General features: G+C 60.7%; 7 protein-coding genes. 2 read left to right on the plus strand and 5 right to left on the minus strand.

Translation table 11 applies throughout. The features are described from left to right. Nucleotides 1–972 carry an agmatinase gene (gene speB / locus ABE456_RS01325; protein ID WP_023662744.1) on the minus strand — a complete coding sequence of 324 codons (972 nt, stop codon included), beginning with the start codon at nt 970–972 and terminating at the stop codon, nt 1–3. Between the two features lie 268 nt (nt 973–1240). Here speB and ABE456_RS01330 point away from each other — a divergent pair, with 268 nt between their 5' ends. Continuing rightward, on the plus strand, nt 1241–2155 hold the full coding sequence (locus ABE456_RS01330; RefSeq protein ID WP_346642368.1) for a LysR family transcriptional regulator: 915 nt from the start codon (nt 1241–1243) through the stop codon (nt 2153–2155). Here the strand turns inward: ABE456_RS01330 and ABE456_RS01335 are convergent. The 4 genes from ABE456_RS01335 to ABE456_RS01350 are packed head-to-tail and all read right to left on the minus strand — an operon-like array spanning nt 2147 to nt 5676. Next, the gene (locus ABE456_RS01335; protein WP_346642369.1) at nt 2147–3082 is read right to left on the minus strand and encodes a LysR substrate-binding domain-containing protein; all 936 of its coding nucleotides are present in this window, start codon (nt 3080–3082) and stop codon (nt 2147–2149) included. The genes ABE456_RS01330 and ABE456_RS01335 overlap by 9 nt on opposite strands. A 15-nt stretch (nt 3083–3097) precedes the next feature. Further along, nucleotides 3098–3607, minus strand: a complete 510-nt coding sequence (locus ABE456_RS01340; RefSeq protein ID WP_346642370.1) for a flavin reductase family protein — start codon at nt 3605–3607, stop codon at nt 3098–3100. Between the two features lie 23 nt (nt 3608–3630). Further along, nucleotides 3631–4662, minus strand: coding sequence for a methionine synthase (locus tag ABE456_RS01345; protein WP_346642371.1), 1032 nt, complete (start codon nt 4660–4662; stop codon nt 3631–3633). Nucleotides 4663–4689: 27 nt separating this feature from the next. Continuing rightward, the gene (locus ABE456_RS01350) at nt 4690–5676 is read right to left on the minus strand and encodes a DUF1852 domain-containing protein (RefSeq protein ID WP_346642372.1); all 987 of its coding nucleotides are present in this window, start codon (nt 5674–5676) and stop codon (nt 4690–4692) included. A gap of 238 nt (nt 5677–5914) precedes the next feature. On the opposite strand from ABE456_RS01350, the gene ABE456_RS01355 reads away from it, so the two are divergent. Further along, a partial coding sequence (locus ABE456_RS01355) for an electron transfer flavoprotein subunit beta/FixA family protein (protein WP_346642373.1) occupies nt 5915–6541 on the plus strand: 627 nt, incomplete at its 3' end.

Below are 6541 nucleotides of genomic sequence, written 5' to 3' on the forward strand. Positions count from 1 at the left end.
TCAGCGGGCTTTGGCGCGCGCGTGGAAGATGAAGCCGATGCTGTTCATCAGCAGTTGCGCGGCAAGGATCGAGGTCATTCCGGTGGGGTCGTAGGCCGGGGCCACTTCTACCAGGTCCATGCCGACAATGCGGCCGTGGCTGCGCTGCGCCAGCGCCTGGATGATCTCCAGCACCTCGTAGTACAAGAATCCGCCATGGCTCGGCGTGCCGGTGCCCGGGGCGATGGACGGGTCGAAGCCGTCGATGTCGATGGTGATGTAGTAGTTGCGGCCTTCGGGGATTTTCGCCAGCACGCCCGCGCAGCCCAGGCGGCGCACGTCACGCACCGACAGGATCTGCGAACCGGCCTCACGTGCGGCATCGTAGTCGTCGCGGTTGGAGGACGACACGTTGCGGATGCCCATCTGGGTCATGCCGACGATGTGCTCCAGCTCCGAAGCGCGGCGCAGCGGGCTGCCGTGCCCGTAGCGCACGCCATGGCGCTCGTCAACGAAATCCAGGTGGGCATCGAAGTGCACGATATGGATCGGCCCATGGCCTTCGAACGCCTTGATGACCGGGGCGTGCACCGAATGGTCACCGCCCAGCACCACCGGCATGGCCCCCGCAGCAAGGATCTGCCGCACCGCCGACTCGATGTTGGCGTTGCTGCTGGCCATGTCGGTATGCACGATATCGGCATCGCCCACATCGACCATGCGGACCTGGTCTTCGGTCAGGTAGGTGGCGTCATCCTCGAAGTCGTAGGCGCCGGCATGGCCGAAGGAGAACAGGGTCGATGCCTCGCGAATCCCGCGAGGTCCGAAACGTGCCCCCGAACGCCACTGGGTGCCCATGTCGTTGGGCGCGCCGAGGATTGCCACATCGGCGTCGATCGCCGCCCAGTCGGTGCACACCGGGGCCTTGGCGAACGTGCAATGGCCCACGAAGGGCAGGTTCAGGCGGCCGGACTCGTAACCGTGCTTTGCCATGTTCTGGTTTCTCCAGTTCTTGTTCTGTTTCAGGAGACGGGGCGACTGCTCGACCACCGTTGCGATCCACTATGGCAACCGTGCCGGCGGGGAAAAATGCGCAAGTGCAGATACATACATCGTGCGATCCGATGTATCCGCCGTTGGTTAAACCCGGCGATTTCCGGCATTGCAGTGGCCAGGCACTCATGGTTAGCTTGCGCGACAAGAACAATGCACGGGTGTTCATATCAGCACTGACGATGTGAAACCCGGCCGGGAGGCTACGGTGATCCAGCTGCACGATGTCGACCTGAAGCTGCTCAGGGTATTCACCACGATTGTCAGGTGTGGCGGCTTTTCTGCGGCGCAAGCCGCACTCAATGCCGGCCAGTCGACCATCAGCGAACAGATGTCGCACCTGGAAACCCGTCTGGGGGTCAAGCTCTGCCAGCGCGGGCGCAGTGGCTTTCGCCTGACCGAGCAAGGGGTGGCCATCCATGAAGCGACCCTGCGCCTGCTCAGTGCCGTGGAGAGCTTCTGCATGGACGCCGACGTGCTCAAGCAGCACATCAGCGGCAAGCTCAACCTGGGCATCATCGACTCCACCCTGACCGACCCCGTCTCGCCCCTGCCGCGCACCACCCAGCGCTTTGTTTCGCGCGGGCACGATGCCCACCTGCACATCTACATCGGTGCCCCGGCGGAGCTCGAAGAGCGCGTACTCGATGGCAGGCTGCACCTGGCCATCGGCCACTTCCCGTTGCGGGTCGCGGGGTTGTCCTACCAGCCGCTGTATGAGGAGGCCCTGGGGCTTTACTGTGGCCGGCGCCACCCGCTGTTCGCCAGCAACGCGAGCAATGGTCGGCTGATGGAGGACGTGCGCCAGAGCCGGATCGTGGTGCGCGGCTACATGCAGCAGTACGACCTGGAGCAGTTGGGCATCACCAAGGCCGATGCCACCGTGGAGAACATCGAGGCGGCGGCGATCCTGATCATTTCCGGCGCCTATATCGGCTTCTTGCCGGTGCACTTCGCCGAGCAATGGATCAAGACCGGTGACATGCGCCGCCTGGGCGCCAGCCTGCTGGACCTCAGCTCGCCGTTCGATGTGGTCACCCGCCGCGGCGTATCGCGCCCACCCATCCTGCAGGCGTTCCTCGAAGACCTCGATGCCTGCGCAGCCCAGCCTGGTTCAGCCTGATGTCGACCGCGCAGGCACCACGTTCACGCCCTCCAGCGTGGCAAAGGAAATGTCTTTTGCAGTGAGCAGGAAATCGCTCATGTAAGGCACTTCGAGCATGTCACTGCGCACCGCCGCGTACAACGTCCCCTGCAGGCCTTGTTCGCCCAGGCGCCTGGCGATCACATAGCCACGCGAGGTGTACTCATGCACCGCCCAGTGGGGCAGGCAGCACACGCCACGGCCGCTGGCCACCAGCTGCATCATCATGACGGTCATCTCTGCAGTGCGTACCTGGGCCGGTTCGATGCCGGCGGGGTCAAGGAAGCCGGTGAAGATGTCCAGGCGGTTGCGCTCGATCGGGTAGGTGATCAAGGTCTGGCTGGCGATGTCGGCAGGCTCCACATACGGCTTGCCGCGCAGGGCATGATGCTTGTCGACGGCCAGCATCGCCTCATAGCCGAACAGCGGCACGTAGGTGATCCCTGGCAGGGGCAACGGGTCGGAGGTCACCACCAGGTCGAGGTCGCCGCGCTCCAGGGCCGGCAGTGGCGCGAACGACAGGCCCGATGCCAGGTCCAGTTCAACCTCCGGCCAGGCGCTGCGAAACTCGTCCAGCGAGGGCATCAACCATTGGTAGCAGCTGTGGCACTCGATGGCGATGTGCAGCCGATCGGCCGTGCCGTTGGCCAGCTTGCTCAGGTTGCGCTCCGTGGTGCGGATCAGCGGCAGCACCTGGTCGGCCAGTTGCAGCAGCTTGAGGCCAGCGGTGGTGAAGCGTACCGGTTTGGACTTGCGCACGAACACCGGCATGCCGACGCGGTTTTCCAGCTCGCGGAACTGGTGCGACAGCGCCGACTGGGTCAGGTGCAGGCGCTCGGCGGCTTCGGGCATGCTGTCCGTTTCGCGCAGGGCATGGAGGGTGCGTAGGTGTCTCAGATCGATCATGGGAAGCCGGCAAACTCACAGCGCGCCATGCGCGGCAAGGTTGCAATATTGTCCTTTGAAATACAGCAAGGGTTGCGTCGCCGTAGCTTCTTGCAACTTCAACGCCTTCACCTCACCGATCACGATCAGGTGATCACCGGCAACGTGTTCGGCGTGAATCTCGCAGTCCAGCCAGTGCAGGCTGCCAGCAATCAGCGGATTGCCCAGCGGCGATTCCTGCCAGTCGACGCCCTGCCACTTGTCAGTGCCTTTGCGGGCGAACTGGTTGGAAATCCCCACCTGCTCACCGGAAAGGATGTTGACCGCGAACCGACCCGCCTGGCGCATGCTGGGATAACTGGCCGAACCGGCCATCACGCTGAAGGAAACCAGCGGTGGGTTCACCGATACGCTGTAGAACGACTGGCAGGTGAAGCCGATCGGCTGGCCCTCGATCAATGAGGTGATCACCGTGATACCGGAGGCGTAGTGCCCCAGCGCCTGGCGAAAGCTCACAGGCTCGATGGCCGTACTGAGAAGTGACATGGCAAATCCTGACGGCCGGGGGCTTATTGGCTCGCGAGTTCGCGGCGGACGATCTCTGCCCCCGCACTCAAGGCACTCAACTTGCCGCTGGCCACGCGCCGCGGCAGTGGCGCCATGCCACAGTTGGTGCACGGGTAGAGCTTGTCGGCATCCACGAATTGCAGCGCCTTGCGCAGGGTATTGGCGACTTCCTCTGGGGTCTCGATCGCGTGGTTCGCCACATCAATGGCACCGACCATCACCTTCTTGCCGCGGATGAGTTCGATCAGGTCCATGGGGACGTGGGAGTTGTGGCACTCCAGCGAGATGATGTCGATGCTGGACTTTTGCAGTTTGGGGAAGGCCTCTTCGTATTGCCGCCACTCCGAACCCAGGGTCTTTTTCCAGTCGGTGTTGGCTTTGATGCCATAGCCATAGCAGATATGCACGGCCGTTTCGCATTTCAGGCCTTCGACCGCCCTTTCCAGGGTGGCCACCCCCCAGTCATTCACCTCGTCGAAGAACACATTGAATGCCGGTTCATCGAACTGGATGATGTCGACACCGGCAGCCTCCAGCTCCCGCGCTTCCTGGTTGAGGATCTTGGCGAATTCCCAGGCCAACTTTTCGCGGCTCTTGTAATGCGCGTCATACAGCGTGTCGATCATGGTCATGGGGCCTGGTAGCGCCCATTTGATCGGTTGCGAGGTTTGCTGACGCAGGAATTTTGCGTCTTCGACGAAGACAGGCTTGCGACGCGCAACGGCGCCCACCACCGTTGGCACGCTGGCATCGTAGCGATCGCGAATCCTGACGGTTTCACGCTTTTCAAAATCCACGCCATCGAGATGTTCGATGAAGGTCGTGACGAAATGCTGACGGGTTTGCTCGCCATCACTGACGATATCAATGCCGGCGTGCTGCTGCTCTTGCAGGGCCAGGCGCAGCGCATCCTGCTTGCCTTCGATCAATGTTTCATCTTGCAACTTCCAGGGGGACCAGAGTGTTTCCGGTTGCGCCAGCCAGGAGGGCTTGGGCAGGCTGCCGGCAGTGGAAGTGGGTAACAGTTTTTTCATGGCGGATGACCTTGTATTCCTGGTAATTCAGCACGCGTAATGCGCGGACCACTGTTCGAGCACGGCCTGATAAGGCTTGATGAAGTGCTCTTCGACAAAGCGTCCCTGTTCAATGGCCAGCCGGCTACGTTCTTCGCGGTCATAGACAATGCGCGTCAATGAATAGTCCTGGTGCTGCAGGCTGGGCTGGTAGCATTTGCCTGCCGCGGAATTCGCATTGTAGATTTCCGGCCGATAGATCTTCTGGAAGGTATCCATGGTGCTGATGGTGCTGATCAACTCAAGGTTGCTGTAATCACCCAGCAAATCACCGGCGAAATAGAACGCCAAGGGCGCGACACTGTTCGGCGGCATGAAGTAACGGACCTTCAGGCCCATTTTTCCGAAGTATTCGTCCGTCAGCGAATATTCATCTTGCTGATATTCATGGCCCAGTACAGGGTGCTGATTTTCAGTTCGGTGATACTTTTTGCTGCTGGAAACACTCAGGCAAATAACCGGTGGCTTGGCAAAGTGTTCTTTATACGCTGCCGAATTGACGAAGCTTTTGAACAGCTTGCCGTGCAGCTCGCCAAAATGCTCGGGCGTGCTGAAGGCTGCCTGGTTTTTGTTGTGCCCCAGCAGCAGGACGCTGAAGTCGTAATCGCGCACGTAAGAAGAGAAGTTGTTGCCGACCATGCCTGCGGTGCGCTCGCCCGTGGTGCGGTCGACGATGTGCGTCTTCAAGATTTCAATCAACGGCAGTGCCTGATCGCGGTTGTCTTCGCCGAGGCTCATGGCGACAGAAACAATTTCAAGCTCGACCGTGTAACGATCCCCCTCGGGATTATCCCAGTGCGCCAGAGCATTGAAACGGTTATCAATCATCTGCAACGTATTGCGCAGGTTCTCCTGGCGACTCGCACCCCTCGCCAAGTTGGCGAAGTTGGTAGTGAGGCGCGTCGTTTCGGCCGGACGATAGTGCTCGTCGAAACAAATGCTCTTGATGGAAAACTTTAAATCTGTGCACGTCATGATCGACCGTCTCACTCGAATACTTAAATAGCCTTTAATTGAGATGTATTCTAGGTTCAGGGTCTGAGCGAGTGGAACTGAATTGATTTCACAAAAACTTTAGTCATGCTCATGACGCCTTCAGCGCAATCAGCGCCAGCCCCGCTAGTTGAAACGGACGATCCCCGCCCGCCAATACTGCGTTACCGTCGTTGCCAACCCCCTACCCGCCGCCCCAACATCAATGACTGGAGAACCTATGAGGGTATTGGTAAGCGTCAAGCGAGTGGTCGATTACAACGTCAAGGTTCGCGTCAAGGCGGACAACAGCGGTGTCGACCTGGCAAATGCCAAGATGTCCATGAACCCCTTCTGCGAAATTGCCGTGGAACAGGCCGTGCGCCTCAAGGAACAGGGTATCGCGACCGAGGTCGTGGTGGTTTCGGTCGGCCCGGGCGCCGTCCAGGAACAGCTGCGTACCGCCCTGGCCCTGGGTGCCGACCGTGCCATCCTGGTCGAAGCCGCCGACGAACTGAACGCCCTGGCCGTGGCCAAGGCGCTGAAAGCCGTTGTCGACAAAGAGCAGCCGCAGCTGGTCATCCTCGGCAAGCAGGCTATCGACAGCGACAACAACCAGACCGGCCAGATGCTGGCGGCGCTGACCGGCTTCGCCCAAGGCACCTTCGCCTCCAAGGTGATCGTCGCTGGCGACAAGCTGAACGTCACCCGTGAAATCGACGGCGGCCTGCAGACTGTTGCGCTGAAGCTGCCTGCAATCGTCACCACCGACCTGCGCCTGAACGAGCCGCGCTACGCGTCGCTGCCGAACATCATGAAGGCCAAGAAAAAGCCGCTGGAAACCGTTACTCCAGACGCGCTGGGCGTT

This window comes from Pseudomonas sp. TWI929 (assembly GCF_039673335.1).
In the GTDB taxonomy this organism is placed as follows: domain Bacteria; phylum Pseudomonadota; class Gammaproteobacteria; order Pseudomonadales; family Pseudomonadaceae; genus Aquipseudomonas.